This is a genomic window from Frigoribacterium sp. CF331 (genome assembly GCF_057787905.1).
Window position 1 is genome coordinate 1,293,642 of record NZ_CM173545.1, and the last position, 15,290, is coordinate 1,308,931.

A 15,290-nucleotide genomic window follows, 5' to 3' on the forward strand; every position below is an offset into this window, starting at 1 on the left:
GCGCCTCCCGGGGGTGACGGGCCGGCCCGGCGTCGATCGGTGATCCCGAACGATGCCGTCGGCCGGACCGACCCGTCGTCTCTCGCGCTGCGCCGCGGATCGTCAGACCCCGATCTGGCGCAGGAAGTCCTGCATGGTGTCCACCGGCCCGGCGAGGATGCCGTCGTCGCGCAGGTGCATGGTGGCCTCGACGGGCGTGCCGCTCGCGACCAGCCCGTTGTACGAGCCCTCGGTGAGCTGGTCGCTGACGACGCGGACGGTGGCCGCGGCCGCGCCGTCCTTCGTCTGCACGCTGACCAGGTCGACGCTGCCCTCGACCACCACCTGGTTCGGCAGCATGACGTCGACGGTCGCGCCGTCCTGGATGCGCTCGTAGTCGCGGGGGGTCAGGGTGAAGTCGGCGTCCACGAACAGCGTGCCGGCCTTCTCGATGGTGGCGACGGACGTGCCCGACCCGAGGAACCCGCCCTCGCGGACGTCCATGCGCGACAGGGTGCCGTCGACCGTGGCCAGGAAGGTGATCGTGCCGTCGTCCGCCACGGTGTACGCCTCGGTGTCGGGGACGACCACGTCGTCCGCGAGGTCCTTCTGCAGCGAGGGGCTCTGCAGCGCGAACAGCACGTCGCCCTTCGAGACGACGTCGCCGACCTCGGCGTCGGTCGAGGTGACCGTGCCGCTGTAGTCGGTGCCGACCGGGAAGTCCTGGCTGGCGATGGCGGCGCTCGTGCTGATGACCTGCGCCTGCCGCTGCGTGAAGATCACGGTGAAGACGGCCACGAGGGCGAGCACCACGAGGATGCCCACGGTCATCTTGATCCTGTTGCCCCAGGTCATGAGACCACCTTCTCTCGGTCGTTCGTGTCGTGTCGGTCGGGTCGGGGGGCGGCGGCGTGGTGCCCCGCCTCGTCGGCGTGGCGCTCGTCGGCTAGGTGCTCGTCGACGTGGTGCTCGTCGACGTGGTGCTCGTCGACCATCGCCAGCTCGGCCTCGAGCAGGTGGCGCCGTTCGTCGTCGCGGCGCAGCTGCTCGGCACGCTGCTCGGCCGACAGCTCGAGGAACTCGTCGTGGCTGCGCGGCAACGGCCGGGCGACCTGGGTGCGGAGCGTGCGGTCCGGCACGGACGCGGTGCCGATCGGACCCGTCATCGTCGTGCGGGCGCTCGACCCGGTGCGGGCCGCCCGCTTGATCGCGCGGGCCTCGCGCAGCGCCGCCAGCAGGAAGGCGGACAGCACGGCGGTGTTGATCAGGTTCCAGACCGTGGCCAGGGTGAGCACCCGGTTGTCCCAGTCGCGCCAGATGGCCACGAGCGAGGTCAGCGTCAGGAAGAGCCAGAACAGCACCTGGGGCACGAGCACGTTGAACGGGCTCGCCGCCTTGCCGCCGCCGGTCACGTGCCAGGCGGTGTCCTTGCCGCTCAGCACGTTCCAGAGCGCCTTGACGTAGATCGGGAACGACACGGACGCCAGCATCAGGACCTCCCACCGGAACGACCCGAGCGTGAAGAAGGCCAGGGCGATCTGCAGCAGGTAGAAGCCCGAGTAGAACAGCAGCCACTGCAGCACCGAGATGTGCAGGTTCATCGGGCGCAGGTCGAAGAAGATCTCCATCGGCGGCACCATGATCAGCAGCAGCGGGGCGATGCCCGTCAGGTAGTGCGTCGCCGTCAGCGTGTACTGGAAGCGCTGGTCCATCGTGAGGGTGCGACGGGGGCTCAGCGGGTTGTGCCGGAAGAGGATCTCGAAGCCGCCGGTCGCCCAGCGCAGCTGCTGCTTGCTGTAGGCCTCGATGGTCTCGGGGGCGTCGCCGATCGCGAGCGTCATCGGGATGTAGATCGAGCGCCAGCCGGCCTCGTGCAGGAACAGGCTGGTCCAGACGTCCTCGGACTTCGAGTCCGTGTCGATGCCGCCGACCTCGTCGATCGCCGCTCGACGGAAGATCACGTTGGTGCCGACGCAGAACGCCGCGTTGAAGCGGTTGCGGCCGGGCTGGATGTACCGGTAGAAGACGGCCTGCATGTAGCCGGCGCCGCGGCTGACGATGCTGACGAGGTTGCCGTACGACTGCGGGGTCTGCACGAAGGCGACCTTCTCGTCGATGAAGAACGGCACCGTCTCGTGCAAGAACATCGGCTTGGGCACGAAGTCCGCGTCGAAGATGGCGAAGTAGTCGCCCTTCGCCACCGACAGGGCGTAGTTGACGTTGCCGGCCTTGGCGCCGTTGCTGGTCAACCGGCGGATGTACCGGGCGCCGAGCGTCGCCGCGAGGTCCTTGACCTCGTCGCTGCGACCGTCGTCCAGCACCCAGGTGCGGTGCTCGCCCTGCATCGCGAGCGCTGCCTGCACCGTCATCGCGATCTTCGACAGCTCCTCGCCGTAGACGGTGACGAAGACGTCGACCACCACGGGCTTGCCGTCGACGACGATCGGCCACAGGTGCGGCTGGTCGCGCACGCCGAGGCGGTCGATGGCCTCTTCGTCGTAGAGGGTGTCCTGGGTCGAGTGGAAGTCGAAGTCGCGGGGGTTCTGGCCGCCCGAGAGGATCGTCCACATGGCCAGCAGCGCCTGGAGGACCAGGACGGCCTCGGCGATGATCACGGCGACGTAGGGCAGCAGGTCGCCGCGGTTCGCCGGGTTCAGCAGGAACTGCCCGTAGAGCAGGATGCCCATGGTGCAGGCGAGCACCAGCAGCACCATGAACGGCGAGTGGGCACGCCCCTCGGTCCGCGAGACGACCGACGCGTGGTGGTCGCTCGTCATGCGGGTCGAGGGGCGCGCACGCGCGCCCCGCTCCTCGTCGCGCTGTGCCAGGCGCCTCAATTCGCTTCGCGAGCGGGGTGCCGCGTCGAGGGCGGGGCCGGTGTCGGGTGCACCGGGGGTGTGTCGGTTCTCGGCGTCGCTGTCGCGGACGCGCATGGTTCGGGACATGCGTGTTCTCTCCGGGTTCGGGTCTGAGAGACGACCGGACGCCGGCAGGCGGTGAGAGCCGCCGTCGGACGTCCGGAGGGGCGTCGGCGACAGCGGCGACTCGAGTGACGCGCCGGGGTGGGCGGCGGTCGGGTGGGAGCCAGGGTCTCCCTGTTCGGGTCCGTCGACTGCGAGAGGGGTCAGTCGTCTCGATCGACGGGCTCGTCACCGGTGTGGGCCTTTCGGGGGACCGTTCCGGGGACGTGTGGAACAGTACAGGGTCGATCCGGCTCCACCGCGACACCCGTTCGGGGGGTGCGTCCCCTCGAACGGGTCACAACCCGCTCGGTCAGCGGGCAGGTGACACCCGTCCGCGGCGCAGGCTCACCCGTATCACCCGTCCGGGGGCCACGCCGAGGGGCGCGACACGCCCGACCAGGAGGCGCGGGTCGGGCGTGTCGGAACGGTCACCCGGCCTAGGCGGTCAGGTCGGCCAGCCACGCGGCGAGGAACTCGGCACCGGCCTCGTCGTGGATCGCGCCCGTGGCGCTCGTCAGGACGGGGTAGGGCGTCGTCGGGACGCCGTCGGCGGGCCGGACGTCGACGTGGGCGACCGCGTGCCCCCGGGCGTGCAGCCAGTCGGCCATCGCGTAGTCGCTGCGCGAGTCGCCCACCGTCCGCCAGGCGAGCGGGGGCTCGCCGTCGGTCGCCAGCAGCTCGAGGGCCCGCTCGGCGCCGAGGTCCTTGCCGAGCCGCACCGACTCGATGTCGGTCGAGATGATCGTCGGGTCGACGCGCCACTGCACGTCGCCGGACGCGTCGGGCCGCACGTCGTCGAGGCGCCGCACGCCGAAGCCGCGCCGGACGAGGGCCTCGATCGCCCGCTCGTCGAGGGCGCGCTGCCGCGCCAGGTAGGTCGACGACTCGACGCTGGTGAGCTGCTCGATCGAGACCATGGCGTGCTTCGTGGTGTCGTAGAACACCAGGTCGGCGTACTCGTCCGCCACCAGAGCCCGCATCTCGTCGCCGAAGTCCGCGGGCATGGCGAGCGACCGGTCGACCTCGATCGGGCCGACGCCGTCGGCACCGTGCTCGGGGCCGATCGTGAACCAGACGGCGCCCTTCTCGCAGACGCCGTGCACGCGGGCCCCCTCGGGCAGGCCGGCCGCGAGCAGCGGAGCGACGACCTCGTCACGGATGAAGGCATCCGAGCGGCCGGTGTTGAACACGATCGGGATGCCGAGCGCGGCGAGCGCCACGAGGTCGCGGGTGATCTCGGGCAGCGCGATGCTGCGGGTCACGGGGCTGGCGATCGGGCCGTCGACGTCGAGCAGCAGGCCGAGGCGGGGTGCGGTGGAGGAGGTCACGGGTCCATCCTCGCAGTCGGGACGGCTACGGCGCGGTCGGCAGCGAGGGCATCGACTGCACGAACTGGGCGAACGCCGAGACGAACACCGCGAACGCGACGACCACGGTCACCACGTAGGCGGCGACGAAGACCCACAACGGTGCGAGCCCCCCGCCGGTCCGCCGCTTCACGACGACCGAACGGCCGATGACGTAGACGATGCTGAGGAACGCCCACGGCCACGGGAACGGCCGGACGAGGCCGCGGGCCGTCAGGGCGCGGTGGTCGAGCCAGGCGAACACGACCGTCAGGGCGTACACCGCGAACGAGAAGCCCATGTAGGCCGCGTAACCGGGGGTGAAGGGCGACTGGTAGACGCCGGGGGTGATCGTCGCCATGCGCTCGAGGTAGTCCCCGAGGTCGAAGAACGTGAGGCCGATCAGGCTCAGCAGCGGAGCGACGGCGATCACCCAGATGAACGGGGTCGACGTGCCGAGGCCCGGGTTGGTGTTCTTGAGGGGGTCGGAGTGCCCGCCGGGGCCGGGGTACGGCTGCTGGCCGTGCTGCGGGTACGGCTGCTGGCCCTGCTGCGGGTACGGCTGCTGGCCGTGCTGCGGGTGGGGCGGCTGGCCATGCGGGGGCTGGGGCTGCTGCGGGTGCTGCGGGTTCTGCCAGGGCTGCTGGCCGGGGGCGTCGCTCACGGTGTCTCCGTCGTCGTCGTGATGGGTGTCGGTCCGGGTCGGGGTGGCGCGCGAGGCGCGGCTCTCCGGCAGCGTAGTGCGGCGACTGCACCCGACGCCCGCTCGGTTCTCCGCCCGGGGACGGACCTGCAAGGGCACCCCGGGTGGGAGGATGGTCGGAACCGCTCGACAGGAGAACCCCCGTGGCGTCGCTCCCCCCTTCCGTGATCACCGCGCTCGAGGCCTTCGCCGCGCCGGATCGCAAGCAGTCCGTGCACGAACTCGCCGTCGACCCGTCGGGTCCGGCCGAACACACCCTCGCCGACCTGACCGGCTCGGTCGAGTGGGTCGACATGGCCGTCGCGCATCCCCTCGGTCCCGACCGCAGCGACCCCGAGGGCATGCGCCGCCTGCTGCAGGCGATGGGGGCCGAGGGCCGCTGCGCGGTCCTGTCGGCCACCGGTTCCGAGGACGACCGCGACCTCGGCGGCGCACTCGACGGCGTGCTGCACCAAGACGGCGGCGCACTCGTCGTCTGCCGGCCGGGCCCCCTCGCGTTCTTGATCACCGGCGGCGGCGAGCACTGGCTGCTGAGCGACCGCGACATCCCGCAGCTGACCGGCCCGATCGGCGTCGTCCAGCCCTAGCGGCAGCCTCTGCACCGCGTTTCGTGCAGCGCACCCCGACTAGTCGGGTCGCACTGCACGAAACGCGGTGCGCTGCTGCGGCGGGTGAACCGCGTCAGCCGCGGCGGCGGGCGAACCGCATCAGCCGCGGCGGATCGGGTCGCCGGTCGTCAGCTGCCAGATCGCGACCCCGTGCAGCCCCTTCGACTCGGCCAGCTCGGCCCGGGCCGTGATGGACCGGCCGTCCGACCACCAGAGGGTCGAGCCGTCGCCGGGTGACGCGGTGTACTCGGCCTGGTCGGCGTCCCACGAACCGGTGGACCGAGCGGCGGTGCGGGCCTCGCCGACCGACACCGCGCCTCCTGCGGTGCCCTCGCCCGTCCACCGGTAGCCGTAGCCGGCCACGCCGAGGTCGAGCCGGTCGGCCGGGACGAGCCCGAGCGCCGCGTCGAGCACCTCGCCGACCCAGGGCAGGCCGCCGACCGGCCCGGGCTCGCTGAAGCCGACGCCGTGCTGGTCGTACGCCATGAGCACGAAGCGGTCGACCGAGTCCGACAGGGCGGCGAGGTCGTAGCCGAGGTCGAGGTATCCGGCCTCGTCCGTGCTGGGCTGCACGGCCATCGAGATCGTGGCGTCGTCGGGCAGGGCGTCGCGCAGCTCGGCGGCGAAGTCGACCAGCCCCGGGGCGTCGCCCGCCGCCAGCGACTCGAAGTCGACCTGCACGCCGTCCCAGCCGCCGTTGACCACCTCGCCCGTGAGGCCCGACACGACGAACTCGCGGTTCGCCTGACTCGACAGCAGCTGCGTCGCGAGCTCGCCGCTGAACCCGTCCTGCCCGGCGTTGACGACCAGCAGCTCGGCCTTCTTGCCCGCCGACTGCGCGGCCTCACGCAGCGAGTTGGCCGACTCGTCGCTCGGGGCGACCCCGGCCCCGCCGGTCGTGATCGCGACGCCCGAGACGCCGACGGTGTCGATCGCCGCCTCGCTGCGGTCGAAGGCGTCGACCGCGGCGGTCGTCGCGTCGGGCGAGGCGATGGCGTAGCCCTCGACGGCCAGCCCGGCGGGGACCTTCGCCTGCGGGGCCACCGTCGGGTTCGTGCCGTCGGCCGAGCACGAGGTCAGCGTGACCGCGAGCGAGGCGGTGAGCAACAGGGCGGCGGTGCCGGCGGTCAGGGTGCGCACCGTGCCATCTTCGCCGATCCGGGCGGGCCGTGGTGCCGAGGCGAGGCGCCCGAGGACGCGCCGGGCGCGAGGCCGCGACCCGCGGCTCCCGGGCTCGACGAGGGCGGGCGTGCTTGGCTCGTCCCATGGCAGACGACGACCGGCAGCAGACCTGGGACGAGTTCCACGACGACGTGAACATGACGGCCTCGACGCTCAAGGAGTGGCTCGACACCGACGAGTCACGCGAGGTGGGGCAGAAGGACGGCGGCGAGTCCGTCGGGCACGAGAGCGGTCGGCACATCGTGCGCATCCTCGAGAAGAAGAAGGCCGACCTGACCGACGCCGACTGGCAGCACATGGAGAAGGTCCACGGCTACGTCGCGCGTCACTCGAAGCAACGCCCCTCGGGCGACGTCACCGACACGAAGTGGCGCTGGTCGCTGATGAACTGGGGCCACGACCCGCTGGCCTGAGGGCGCCCGTCGAGCGGCAGACTGGGGTGATGAAGACCGCACTCGTCACCGGGGGCTCGCGGGGCATCGGCCTCGCCGTCGTCCGCGACCTCGCCCGCACGCACCACGTCATCGTCCACGGCCGGGACGAGGAGGCGCTGCGGGCGATCACCGCGGACCTCCCGTCCGCGACGGCGTGGGCCGCCGACCTCTCGGGCCCGGCCCTCACGGTGCCGCCGCTCGACGGGCTCGACGTGCTGGTGCACGCCGCCGGCGTGATCGGCGGCCGGGCCGTCGCCGACACGTCGCGCGACGACTGGCGCCGCGTGTTCGAGGTCAACGTGTTCGCCGTGGCCGAGGTCACCCGCCAGCTGCTGCCCGCGCTCCGGGCCGCCCAGGGCACGGTCGTCGCGATCAACAGCGGTTCGGGCTTCACCGCCGGGCCGAAGGGCAGCACCTACGCCGCGAGCAAGTTCGCGCTGCGGGCCCTCACCGACGCGCTGCGCGAGGAGGAGCGCCCGCACGGGGTCCGGGTCAGCTCGGTCCACCCGGGCCGCGTCGACACCGACATGCAGCACGAACTGGTCACGGCCGAGGGGGGCACCTACGACGCGTCGCTCTACCTCGAGCCGGGGTCGGTCGCGGACGCCGTGCGCCTCGTGGTCGACCTGCCGCACGGGGCGACGGCCGAGGTCGTCTCGGTGCGCCCCACCCGCCGAGCCTGACCGGCCCGGCGGTGGGATCCGGCCGTGGTGGGATCTAGCTGTAGTCGTGGCCCGAGACGCCGAGCGAGCGGTAGACGTACTCGCCGCCCTCGCTGGCGTCGTCGTCGAGCTCCCACATGAGGTCCTCGCCGTCGGAGGCCCCGGGGCGGGTGACGCTCTTCTGCGGCAGGCCGTCGATGAGGGTGAGTTCTTCGGTGGTGGTCTCGTCGTGGCCGACGAAGCGGGCGGTGTAGGTCTGGTCGCTCATGGCGTGGACGCTACGCCGCGGCGGCTCCCGGCGGTGTGCGCCCTCCCCCGGGCACGGCCGGAGCCGAGCCACTACCGTGCACGGCATGACGGCGAAGAAGGCTCCCGCACCCGCGACCCTGTTGATCCTCGGAGCGAGCGGGGACCTCGCCGCGCGCCTCCTCATGCCCGGCCTCGGCGGCCTGCTGGCGCTCGAGCCGAAGCGCCGCGTCCAGCTGATCGGCGCCGGCGTCGAGGAGTACACCGACGCCGAGTGGAAGGACCGCGTGAAGACGTCGTTCGACAGCGTCCACGCGAGCGGGCCCGCCGTCGACGCGCTGCTCGAGTCGACGACGTACGTCACGGCCGACGTGACGGGGGCCGACGGCCTCCGCAGCCTCGTCGAGGCCTGTGACGCGCCTCCGTCGATCTACTTCGCCCTGCCGCCCGCCATCACCGAGAAGGCCTGCACCGCCCTGCGCGAGGTCGACCTGCCCGAGGGCACCGCGCTCGCCCTCGAGAAGCCGTTCGGCACCGACCTCGCCAGTGCGAAGAAGCTCAACCGCGAGGTGCTCGAGCTCGTGCCCGAGGACCAGGTGCACCGCGTCGACCACTTCCTGGGTCGGTCGACCGTGCTGAACCTGCTCGGCCTGCGGTTCGCGAACCGCCTCATCGAGCCGATGCTCAACAACCAGCACGTCGAGAGCATCGAGATCGTCTACGACGAGGAGCTCGGCCTCGAGAACCGCGCCCGCTACTACGACCACGCCGGTGCGATGGTCGACATGATCCAGAGCCACCTGCTGCAGGTGATGGCCGTGCTCACGATGAACGCCCCGGCGACGCTCGGCCCCGCCGACCTGCGCGACGAGAAAGAGCTCGTGCTGCGCGCCACCCACGTCTGGGACGACGACGCGGTCGCCAACACCCGTCGCGCCCGCTACACGAAGGGGAAGGTCGACGGCCGCACCCTGCCCGCCTACGTCGACGAGGACGGCGTCGACCCGTCGCTCGAGACCGAGACCCTCGCCGAGGTCGTCGTCGAGGTGGCGAACTGGCGCTGGGCCGGGGTGCCGATCTTGTTGCGGTCGGGCAAGGCCCTCGCCTCGCGTCGCCGCGAGATCGTCATCACGTTCCGCCCGCCGACCCACGTGCCGAAGGAGTTCGTCGGCGGGGGCACCCCCGACCGGCTGCGCATCGCCATCTCGCCCGACGAGATGTCGCTCGAACTCAACGTCAACGGGCCGGGCGACTCGTACGACCTGTCCCGCGCCTCCCTGCACGCCGACTTCGGCGCGGCCGACCTGACGGCGTACGGCGAGGTGCTCGAGGGCATCCTCGACGACGACCCGACGCTGTCGGTGCGCGGCGACTCGGCGGAAGAGGGGTGGCGCATCGTCGCCCCGGTGGTCAAGGCCTGGACGTTGGGCGACGTCGCCATCGACGAGTACCCGGCGGGGTCGGCCGGGCCGACGTCGTGGCCGGCCGGCGTGCACCAGAACGAACCGGCCGTGCGCGCCCGCGAAGGCGCGAAGCTGGCCCACCGCGAGGACTGAGGCGCGCCGCCACGCCGCCACGCCGCCACGAAGTACACAGCCCGCCACGCAATCGTGTGGCGGGTTGTGTACATCGTGGCGACATAGCCGCGGCGGCGAGGTCACGAGGCGAGCGCAGGAGGCGCGGCGCCGGCGGGCGCTCAGCCCAGGCTGATGAAGGTGGTGACGTCGTCGCGCGGCAGCACGTCGGCGACGGCGCCGACCTGCATCCCCGCGACCGTGACGCGGCCGCCGTGGCTCGACAGGAACGCGGTGTCGGAGGCGTCCCGGCCGGTCGCGATGCGCAGCAACGTCTGGCGCGGGGCCAGCCCGGTGGCGTCGACCACGTGCCAGGCGCCGTCGACGAAGGCCTCGGCCACGGCGTGGAAGTCCATCGGCGACAGCCCCGGCGCGTAGACGCTGACGAGCCGGGCGGGCACGTCGAGCCCCCGCAGCAGGGCGATCACGAGGTGGGCGTAGTCGCGACAGACGCCCTGCCGGTCCAGCAGGGTCTGCACGGCACCGTCGGTCGGCGCGCTCGCCCCGGGCACGTAGGCGAGGTGCGAACCGACCCAGGTCGCGACCGCCGCCAGCAGCTCGCGCCCCTCGAGGCCGCCGAACTCGGCTCGGGCCGTCGGGCTGAGGGTGTCGGACTCGCAGTACCGGCTGGGGCGTCGGTAGCGCACCAGGTCGAGTTCGTCGACGGGCGGCTCGTCGAGACGGCCATCGACGACGACCCGGTAGTCGACGGTGACGCGGCCGGCCCCGACCTCGCACAGGTGGAGCAGGGTGCCGTGGTGGTCGTGCACCTCGCGGACCTCGAGGGGTGCGCCGTGCTGGGTGACGGCCAGCGCCTCCTCGGTGATGCGGGCGGTGGCGGTGTCGGTGTCGGTGTCGGAGGCGGTCTCGCCGCCGGGGCCGGGGGTCTCGGCGGCGTAGGCGCGCGAGGCGGCGACGGACAGGACGAACTCGGCGGGGCCGTCGACGTCGAACTCGAGCCGGGCGGACGCGGTGCGCTTCATGACGAGAGGGTGGCACACGCGTGGGTCGGGCGTGTTACGTCGGCGAGGCCCCGCGATGTCGGTGGCGCCGGGTTGGATGGGCGCATGCCCTCGTACCGCGTCACGCTCACCGTCGGCACCCTGCGACCGGGGGTGCGGCCCGACTCCGTGCTGCCCGCGGCGGCCGCGAGCGCGGCGGGGCTGACCACGGTCGAGGCGAGCGACGTCACGCTGGTCCGGGGCGAGCCACGCCTGGTGGTGCGCTACGAGTGCCCCGCCGACGAGCCCGCCCACCGCATCGGCGCCGTCGTCGAGGCTGCCGTCGGCCAGCTGGCCGACGTCGTCCAGGGGCGCGTGACGCGTCGCGACGGCGGGGCGTGGACGTTGGTGGGCGCCGTCTGATGTTCTTCATGACGCGGTTCACACTTTAATGCTTTCCTGATGGGGCGGGCGCTTGCTCGCCCTTCCAGCCCCCAGTGGCGCGCGTGGAGGTCCCAGACCGTCGTCACGCTGTGGTTCTCGGCCCTCCTGGCAGCCGCGATGATCTGCCTCCTCGTCTGGTCGTCCGTCCGATCGCGCGCCCGCTCGCTGGCGGTGCACCGTGCCCACGGCTTCTCACCGTTCCGTCGTCACGGTCGGCTGCTGGCCGTCGTCGCAGCGCTCGGAGGCACGGCACCCCTCATCGCGTTCTTCGGTCCGCACCCGATGGCCGTACCCGACATCCCCCTCATGCGAGCGATCACCACCGGCCTGGCACTCGCTGCGGCCTTCGCCCTGCTGGCCTGGCCGGCGGCCGTCTGGTGCGAGCGTCGTCCGGGCGCGCGGGCCAGGTCGGCCGGTGGCTCGACCGTCCGGCACCGACTCGAAGGAGACGTCCATGGCTCGTCCTGAGGCCCCGACCACGATCCGCCGCACGGCGGCACCGGCCACGCCCCGCCCACGCCTGGTCGTCTCGGACCTGTACGCGGTCCGTTCAGGACGTGAACTCTGGAGGAACGTGTCCGCCGCGTTCGACGCCGGGACGACGACGTCGATCTGGGGCCCCAGCGGGGTGGGGAAGTCCACCCTGTTGGCGTGTCTGGGACTGCTCGACACGGTGACGTCCGGGACGATCACGCTCGACGGCGACGAACTCACCCGCACGCGAGGTCGCACGCGACGGCATCTGCATCGAGACGTGTTCGGGTTCCTCTTCCAGGACCACGGCCTCGTCGACGACTGGACCGTCGCGAAGAACCTCGACGTCGCCCTCGTCGCTCGGCGGGTTCCTCGGCGACAGCGGGCCGGGCGACGCTCCGCAGCCCTCCGGCGGGTGGGGCTGGACGGGGTACGGACGACGAAGGCGTCCCGCCTGAGCGGGGGCGAGCGGCAACGGGTCGCCCTGGCGCGCCTCCTGCTGCACGAGCCACGGGTGGTCCTGGCTGACGAACCCACCGCGTCGCTCGACGACGCGAACGCCGAGATGGTCGTCGACGTGTTGCGTGCGTTCGCCGAGGGCGGCGCCGTCGTCGTCGTCGCGACGCATGACGAGCGGGTGATCACCGCGAGCGATCAGGTGCTCGAGCTCGCCGGGACGGGGCTGCACGAGGCGCGGTGACGCCCCCGTTCCGGCGGGCTCAGGGGCGGACGAGGCGCACCTCGTGGACGTCCGGGCCGGCGTCGAGCTTGCGCGCTCCGTCGGGGGCGAAGCCGTGCCGCCGGTAGAACGCGAGCGCCCGGGTGTTGCGCTCGAACACCCAGAGGAAGCCGGGTGCTTCTCCGAGCGCCCGGTGCAGCAGGGTCGCCGCCAACCCGGTGCCGCGCGACGACGACGCGACGTAGAGCGTCTTGAGCTCGGGCAGGTCGAGGTCGTCGGGGTCGTCCGGGTCGCCCTGCCCCCAGCTCGCCACGCCGACCACCTGCCCCTCGGCCCGGGCGACCACGACGTGCCGCGAGGTCGAGGCGATGCGCAGGCTCCAGCTCGCCTCGCGTTCGGGCACTCCCACGCGGCGGAGGTAGTCGGGCGAGACGAGCCCGGCGTAGGCCTCGCGCCAGGTCTCGGTCTGGAACACCGCGACGTCGTGCACGTCGGCCGCGACGGCGTCGCGCACGACGACGCCTCGAGGAGGCGCGGGTCCGGCCGACGGGTCCATGCCCCATTCTGCGCACGGTCGCCTCCGCGGTGTCCGGCACCGCGCCTCCCGGACCCGGTGTCCTCCACGGCCCGATGCGGCACGGACCGGATCGCCCGCACGGTGGGGACGCCCCCCGGGGCGGCACGACGGGCGGCACGAAGGCCATCGCCTCGTCAGGCGCTCGGGCCCCGCGTAGGCTCTCGCCATGGGGACGACGACGCGGACGGTGCTGGCGGCGACCTCGCGGGCGACGGCGGTGGCCGCCACGGCCGTGCTCACGCTCGGGGTGCTGACGGGCTGCGGCGGCGGTGACGACGACCCCGTCGTGACGGTGAGCCCGAGCGTGACTCCCTCGGCGACTCCCGAGAGTCCGACTCCGGCACCGGACCCTCCCACCGACGGCACCGTCACGCCCGCGCCGTCACCGACCACCCCGAGCCCCACGCCGGTCACGACCGACAAGCCGACCGACCGGCAGACCATCCCCCCGCAGAACTAGCCGCACCCGACGGCCGGGACGGTCCATCTCCTCGATGCGTCGGTCGGGGGTGGAGAACCGGCCGTCCGGTGCGTCCGAGCCCAGGTGGAGGCACCGTGAAGCGTCTCTGGAGGCGCCCTGCGGCGACACTCGGAGGTGGGCGTGAAAGAAGGCACCGTGTGTCGGACATGAACGGTGGTGGACGTGTCCGAGAAGCGTGGGGGGTCTGATCGTGCGCGCTTCGAGGCGCTGCTGGACTTGGTCGTCGAGCCGGTCCGGCGGTTCCTGGCCCGACGGGTCGACACGGTCACCGCCGACGATGTCCTCGGCGAGGTCATGGTGGTCCTGTGGCGGCGGTCAGACGAGGTGCCACGTGGGGAGGAGATCCCCTGGGCGGTGGGCGTGGCACGCCATCAGTTGGCGAACGCTCTGCGCTCGATGAGACGCCAGGAGCGGCTCGTGGCCCGCATCATCACGATCGATCCTCCTTCGGAGGCGCGAGGTGGGACCGAGGCCGTCGAACCCCGCACCGACCTCGTTCGCGAGGCACTGGGTCGCTTGTCGGCGAGGGACGCCGAGGTCCTGCGTCTGAGCTTCTGGGACGACTTGGGGGTCTCGGAGATCGCCACCGTCCTCGGGGTCTCTCCCAACGCCGTGTCCATCCGGCTGCACAGGGCCAAAGGGAGGCTCGCCGTGACGGTGCGAAAGATGCAAGAGGGTGACGGACATGTCGTGGCAGGAGGGGAGGACGCCGATGACACCTGATGACGGCCGCGACCACGCGGACCTCGAGCGATCGCTCCGGAGGGCTGACCCTGCTGCGAGCCATGAACCGCTGCCCCCGTGGCGGCGCGAAGCCCTCGTCGCAGCGGCTACGGCACCCGCCTCCAGACGCCGCGGCGTGCGTCGCAGGCACCTTCTCGTCACGTGCGGTGCAGCTCTCGTGACATCCGGTGTCGCCCTCACGGTCGCGGTTCCGTCGTGGACCGACGATCCGACGTCCTTGAGCCTCCCCGTCTCGGATTCCGTCGAGCTGCAGTCTTCCTGCTCACCGCCCTCCACGGACGTCCTCGCCCGTTCGTCCCTGGCTTTTCGCGGCGCCGTCACCTCCGTGACCCGAGACGCGGTGACGCTGAGAGTCGAGACGGTCTACGTCGGCACCACCGACTCGACCGTGATCGTCTCGAGAAGGGGCTCCGAGGTGCAGACGATCGACGTGTTCGGCGCCGCCTCTGCAGGTGACGTCTACCTCGTCGCAGCGTCGAACGGTGTGGTCCGGGAGTGCGGGCTCTCGGGCTCGGACACACCACAGCTGGCCGAACTGTACGAGCGATCGTTCTGAACCCCGCGCAACCGGTTGCCTTCCCGCCGACCGCTGTCACACGACGAAAGAGACGACGAATGAAGAAGCTGCTCGTGGTCGGCGCGGTGAGCCTGGGCGTGCTCGCGGTCACCGGCTGCGCCTCGAGTCCCGGAGGGCACGATCCGACCCACGACGAAACAACCCAGGAGCTGACCGCCAGCGCGACGGTTCTCGGGCACGAGGACGGGTCATCCCCCGTGATGTGTCTCGGCCTCGTCCTGGAGTCCTTCCCGCCGCTCTGCTCCGGGCCGACCGTTCTCGGCTGGGATTGGTCGAACCTCCTGGACGCGCACAGGGCGTCCGGCTCGATCTGGGGAACGTACGAGGTGACCGGCACGTGGGACGGAACGGCCTTCACCCTCACGGCCTTGCCGAGACCTGCGGAGCTCGTATCCCCTGGCGTCGCCGACATCGAGGACGATGGTGCAGCAGCCACACCAGCCGTGACCGCGGCCGTCGAGCACTATCGACGCGAGAGCCAGGCGGACACCGACATCCTCGGCATCGAAGAGGCCGGTGGTTCAGCGCTCGTCACCGTCGTCTTCGACGATGGCGTGATGCAGGAAGGTGCAGATGCGCTGTACGGCGAAGGGGTCGTCGTCATCGACTCAGCCCTGGAGCCCTCCGCACGAAGCGGGAGGTGACGATGCGCGCCTCCGACTCGGGTTCTGACGGG

The 15,290-nt window shown here is 72.1% G+C and carries 19 protein-coding genes; 11 read left to right on the plus strand and 8 right to left on the minus strand.

From position 1 onward, the window contains the following. Window positions 1-102: 102 nt before the first annotated feature. The 4 genes from AC3CCI_RS06030 to AC3CCI_RS06045 form a co-directional block, all read right to left on the minus strand. Window positions 103-834, minus strand: a complete 732-nt coding sequence (locus AC3CCI_RS06030; protein WP_354594389.1) for an efflux RND transporter periplasmic adaptor subunit — start codon at window positions 832-834, stop codon at window positions 103-105. Then, window positions 831-2,924 (minus strand): glycosyltransferase family 2 protein, encoded by a 2,094-nt coding sequence (locus tag AC3CCI_RS06035; RefSeq protein ID WP_488628401.1) that lies wholly within the window; start codon window positions 2,922-2,924, stop codon window positions 831-833. The genes AC3CCI_RS06030 and AC3CCI_RS06035 overlap by 4 nt, the downstream gene beginning before the upstream one ends. A 455-nt stretch (window positions 2,925-3,379) precedes the next feature. Further along, entirely contained in the window at window positions 3,380-4,270 is an 891-nt protein-coding gene (locus tag AC3CCI_RS06040) for a hypothetical protein (RefSeq protein WP_488628402.1), read from the minus strand. 25 nt (window positions 4,271-4,295) lie between these two features. Beyond that, complete coding sequence (locus tag AC3CCI_RS06045; RefSeq protein ID WP_488628403.1) at window positions 4,296-4,952, minus strand: DUF2510 domain-containing protein; 657 nt, start codon at window positions 4,950-4,952, stop codon at window positions 4,296-4,298. 182 nt (window positions 4,953-5,134) lie between these two features. Between AC3CCI_RS06045 and AC3CCI_RS06050 the strand changes: the two genes are divergently transcribed. Then, a complete protein-coding gene (locus tag AC3CCI_RS06050; protein WP_354594393.1) occupies window positions 5,135-5,578 on the plus strand; it encodes a hypothetical protein in 444 nt (147 codons plus the stop codon). A gap of 120 nt (window positions 5,579-5,698) precedes the next feature. Here the strand turns inward: AC3CCI_RS06050 and AC3CCI_RS06055 are convergent, their stop codons facing one another. Beyond that, window positions 5,699-6,739 (minus strand): glycosyl hydrolase family 18 protein, encoded by a 1,041-nt coding sequence (locus tag AC3CCI_RS06055; protein ID WP_488628404.1) that lies wholly within the window; start codon window positions 6,737-6,739, stop codon window positions 5,699-5,701. 125 nt (window positions 6,740-6,864) lie between these two features. Here AC3CCI_RS06055 and AC3CCI_RS06060 point away from each other — a divergent pair, with 125 nt between their 5' ends. Together AC3CCI_RS06060 and AC3CCI_RS06065 are read left to right on the plus strand one after the other, a co-directional pair. Further along, on the plus strand, window positions 6,865-7,194 hold the full coding sequence (locus AC3CCI_RS06060; protein ID WP_488628405.1) for a DUF3140 domain-containing protein: 330 nt from the start codon (window positions 6,865-6,867) through the stop codon (window positions 7,192-7,194). Window positions 7,195-7,223: 29 nt separating this feature from the next. Then, entirely contained in the window at window positions 7,224-7,898 is a 675-nt protein-coding gene (locus tag AC3CCI_RS06065) for an SDR family oxidoreductase (protein WP_488628406.1), read from the plus strand. 34 nt (window positions 7,899-7,932) lie between these two features. On the opposite strand, the gene AC3CCI_RS06070 is transcribed toward AC3CCI_RS06065, so the two are convergent. Continuing rightward, complete coding sequence (locus AC3CCI_RS06070) at window positions 7,933-8,145, minus strand: hypothetical protein (protein WP_043596779.1); 213 nt, start codon at window positions 8,143-8,145, stop codon at window positions 7,933-7,935. Window positions 8,146-8,230: 85 nt separating this feature from the next. On the opposite strand from AC3CCI_RS06070, the gene AC3CCI_RS06075 reads away from it, so the two are divergent. After that, entirely contained in the window at window positions 8,231-9,679 is a 1,449-nt protein-coding gene (locus AC3CCI_RS06075; RefSeq protein WP_488628407.1) for a glucose-6-phosphate dehydrogenase, read from the plus strand. A gap of 140 nt (window positions 9,680-9,819) precedes the next feature. On the opposite strand, the gene AC3CCI_RS06080 is transcribed toward AC3CCI_RS06075, so the two are convergent. Beyond that, a complete protein-coding gene (locus tag AC3CCI_RS06080; protein WP_488628408.1) occupies window positions 9,820-10,680 on the minus strand; it encodes a transglutaminase-like domain-containing protein in 861 nt (286 codons plus the stop codon). 84 nt (window positions 10,681-10,764) lie between these two features. Between AC3CCI_RS06080 and AC3CCI_RS06085 the strand changes: the two genes are divergently transcribed. The 3 genes from AC3CCI_RS06085 to AC3CCI_RS06095 all read left to right on the plus strand — a co-directional run bounded on the left by AC3CCI_RS06085 (window position 10,765) and on the right by AC3CCI_RS06095 (window position 12,256). After that, window positions 10,765-11,061 (plus strand): hypothetical protein, encoded by a 297-nt coding sequence (locus AC3CCI_RS06085; RefSeq protein ID WP_354594399.1) that lies wholly within the window; start codon window positions 10,765-10,767, stop codon window positions 11,059-11,061. Window positions 11,062-11,199: 138 nt separating this feature from the next. After that, window positions 11,200-11,550 carry a hypothetical protein gene (locus AC3CCI_RS06090; RefSeq protein ID WP_354594400.1) on the plus strand — a complete coding sequence of 117 codons (351 nt, stop codon included), beginning with the start codon at window positions 11,200-11,202 and terminating at the stop codon, window positions 11,548-11,550. Continuing rightward, the gene (locus AC3CCI_RS06095; protein WP_354594401.1) at window positions 11,537-12,256 is read left to right on the plus strand and encodes an ABC transporter ATP-binding protein; all 720 of its coding nucleotides are present in this window, start codon (window positions 11,537-11,539) and stop codon (window positions 12,254-12,256) included. Before AC3CCI_RS06090 ends, AC3CCI_RS06095 begins: the two co-directional genes overlap by 14 nt. A gap of 19 nt (window positions 12,257-12,275) precedes the next feature. Here AC3CCI_RS06095 and AC3CCI_RS06100 read toward each other — a convergent pair whose 3' ends face one another. Beyond that, window positions 12,276-12,791, minus strand: coding sequence for a GNAT family N-acetyltransferase (locus AC3CCI_RS06100; RefSeq protein ID WP_488628409.1), 516 nt, complete (start codon window positions 12,789-12,791; stop codon window positions 12,276-12,278). A 187-nt stretch (window positions 12,792-12,978) separates the two neighbouring features. Between AC3CCI_RS06100 and AC3CCI_RS06105 the strand changes: the two genes are divergently transcribed. From AC3CCI_RS06105 to AC3CCI_RS06120, 4 genes are all read left to right on the plus strand, one after another. After that, window positions 12,979-13,272, plus strand: a complete 294-nt coding sequence (locus AC3CCI_RS06105; protein WP_354594403.1) for a hypothetical protein — start codon at window positions 12,979-12,981, stop codon at window positions 13,270-13,272. A gap of 183 nt (window positions 13,273-13,455) precedes the next feature. Then, window positions 13,456-14,016, plus strand: coding sequence for an RNA polymerase sigma factor (locus tag AC3CCI_RS06110; RefSeq protein ID WP_354594404.1), 561 nt, complete (start codon window positions 13,456-13,458; stop codon window positions 14,014-14,016). Beyond that, the gene (locus AC3CCI_RS06115; RefSeq protein ID WP_354594405.1) at window positions 13,979-14,593 is read left to right on the plus strand and encodes a hypothetical protein; all 615 of its coding nucleotides are present in this window, start codon (window positions 13,979-13,981) and stop codon (window positions 14,591-14,593) included. The genes AC3CCI_RS06110 and AC3CCI_RS06115 overlap by 38 nt, the downstream gene beginning before the upstream one ends. 59 nt (window positions 14,594-14,652) lie before the next feature. Continuing rightward, the gene (locus AC3CCI_RS06120) at window positions 14,653-15,258 is read left to right on the plus strand and encodes a hypothetical protein (protein WP_488628410.1); all 606 of its coding nucleotides are present in this window, start codon (window positions 14,653-14,655) and stop codon (window positions 15,256-15,258) included. Window positions 15,259-15,290 lie beyond the last annotated feature (32 nt).